The sequence below is a fragment of the Microcystis sp. M53603_WE2 genome, assembly GCF_030065435.1.
In genome coordinates this window covers 1-2,459 of record NZ_JASJFF010001210.1, presented here as the reverse complement: position 1 = coordinate 2,459, position 2,459 = coordinate 1, and the positions used below count along the sequence as shown (strand labels likewise).

1 protein-coding gene is annotated in these 2,459 nt (G+C 46.4%); it reads right to left on the bottom strand.

All coding sequences use genetic code 11. The annotated features are described in order from the left end of the window. Positions 1-159 precede the first annotated feature (159 nt). Positions 160-2,459 (bottom strand): CBS domain-containing protein (locus PX481_RS25315; RefSeq protein WP_288096720.1); only part of this gene is annotated, 2,300 nt, incomplete at its 5' end.

The following is a 2,459-nucleotide window of genomic DNA, read 5'->3' as shown; positions in this document are numbered from 1 at the left end:
GTGGGGTGTGGGGTGTAGGGTTTTACCGATTCTCATCTGGTCAATTACCTAATTTTCAGAGAAAAAGTCCCAGAATTTTCCCCCTATCTCTCCCACAACTGGTACTTTTTGATTGACAAAAAGTCTAAAAGTCTTACCCAATAAGGTTTTTAGATTTATTCAGCAAGCCCGAGTTAATCTAGCAATAAAAGCCATAGCTTCGCTTTTATTGCTGACTATTCCATCTAAAGTTGCCCCCAAGACTGCCGCAAGTAACGATTTAAACTGGGGACCCGGTTGATAACCCAAAGCTTTTAGGTCATTGCCGTCGATAGGAGCCTCGATCTGCGACCATTTAGTTAAATATTGCCAGATTAAAGCCCGAATCCTAGTCTCACTCCTCACCGCCACCAGTAACAAACTAGGAACCTTATAACCGTTGAAAAAGCTGACGATTTGACTAATGGGTTGATCATAAGCAAAATTATTGCTAATCTCTCTTTCCATAACTTCTAGTTTTTGTAAACGCTCCACAGTATCTTTGGGCAATTGTAAATTATTAGCGATCGCTATTCTTTCCCCCACAGCCAGAGAAGCGATTAATAATTCCAACCGCATTAACCAAACATTCACCGGCAATTCCAGACTTAAACAATCTAACCAACGACTGAGACAGCGCAATTGTCGCCATAAAGCCCGATTTAAACTTAAATCCCCGTGTAAACAGTGCAAAGCCCCCAAATCAGCCAACTTTTCCAAGGCACTTTCCCAGTAATCCGCCTCTAAAATATAATTCAACTCCGCTTTTAAACGGGACTGTAAAGCGGGTGCATTCTGATTTTGTTGCCGTGAGCGATCATAAACTCCACTTTCGATCGCATACCTAATATAGCTTTCTGTCAAGGGTTCAATAACAAATCCTAACCGAGTGGCAAAACGCACCGCTCGATAGATGCGCGTCGGATCCTCGATAAAACTATTAGCGTGTAAAACCCGGATTTGTTGGGCGCGTAAATCCAACATACCGCCAAAAAAGTCGAGTAATTCCCCCTCTTTCGGCGAAGTTAGGCGAATTGCCAGAGCATTAATCGTAAAATCCCTTCTATACAAATCCTGTCGAATCGAACTAGCCTCCACTTGGGGATTGCTGGCAGGATAAGGATAGAATTCCGTGCGTGCCGTGGCGATATCCACCCATAACGAGCCAAAACGCTCATCTTTGTGCCATAACAAAGCCGCCGTCTGAAATTCCCCGTGAATCGATAACCGGGCCCCCGGATAAATTTCCTGTAAACAATTAGCCAACTCCACCCCTGCACCCACACCGGCGGCGCGATGGCAGCCATCCACCACTAAATCGATATCCTGTAACAATAAAGAATCCCTTTCTGTGGCTAACAATAAATCCCGCACCGCACCCCCAACCAGATAGAGATGCCAACCGCGTTTTTGAGCGGCAGTGGCGGCAGCTTGCAGGAATGACCATAAAATCGGCTCTAAACGCTCTTTAATCGTCGGTAAAAGACAGGAAACCAAAGCAACCCCTTCAAAACGCACCCGCTCATTTTGATGAATCTGTCTTAATACATCTGTACGAGTGACGATACCGACTAACTGCCCGTTTTCTAGTACAGGTAAACGCCCCAAATCGTACGTTACCATCAGTGACTCGATTTCCTGAAGGGAAGTGTCGGGGGTAATAGTTTTCGGATTACAAGTCATGTATCCCTTCACGGGAGAGCGAGAAAAGCCGTGATGGAGAGCTAAATCGAGGTCACGACGAGAAATCACCCCAACTAAGCGATCCTGCTCATCTACCACCGATAAACCCGAATGGCCGTAACGGAAAAGGATGCGCTCGGCTTGAGATATGGAAGTATCGGGACGAATTGTTCGCACTGGGGAAGACATTAAATCCCTAGCGGTGGGAGAGGGAGGAATTTGGGCAATTAAGTCCCCCAGCAGTTGGTTTAACTGTTGAACTGGCTGAACATCGCGAAAGCTCACCGAAGCGGCCTGAGCATGACCACCGCCGTTATAGGGGCAAAAAAGCTGATATAGATTCACCCCATCGATTCTAGAGCGACCAATCACAGTTAAACGCTGTCGGGAATTATCTTCCTCGCCTTTACTATAACTATGGGCAAAAAGTAGCGCATCACTATCGGATAATTCCAGTAGGCGCTCGGCCACACTAGACAAACCGGGGATAAAATCGGCAGTATGGAGAAGAACATGGGCGATTTTACGGCCATGGATCGTTTTAATCTCCAGATTTTCCCAAGCAAGGCTAAATAACTCCTGTAAGCGGGGGGAAAAACTCGGTTGACAGTATTGGGCGATCGTTTTAATGTTAGCACCATAGGTCATTAACCAGGCCAAAGCATAGGCATCCCTGGGGGTACTACCGGCAAAAGTCAGGGAACCCGTGTCAACGTGAATACCGAGCGCCATTACCGTCGCTGCCATCGAGTTTGGTT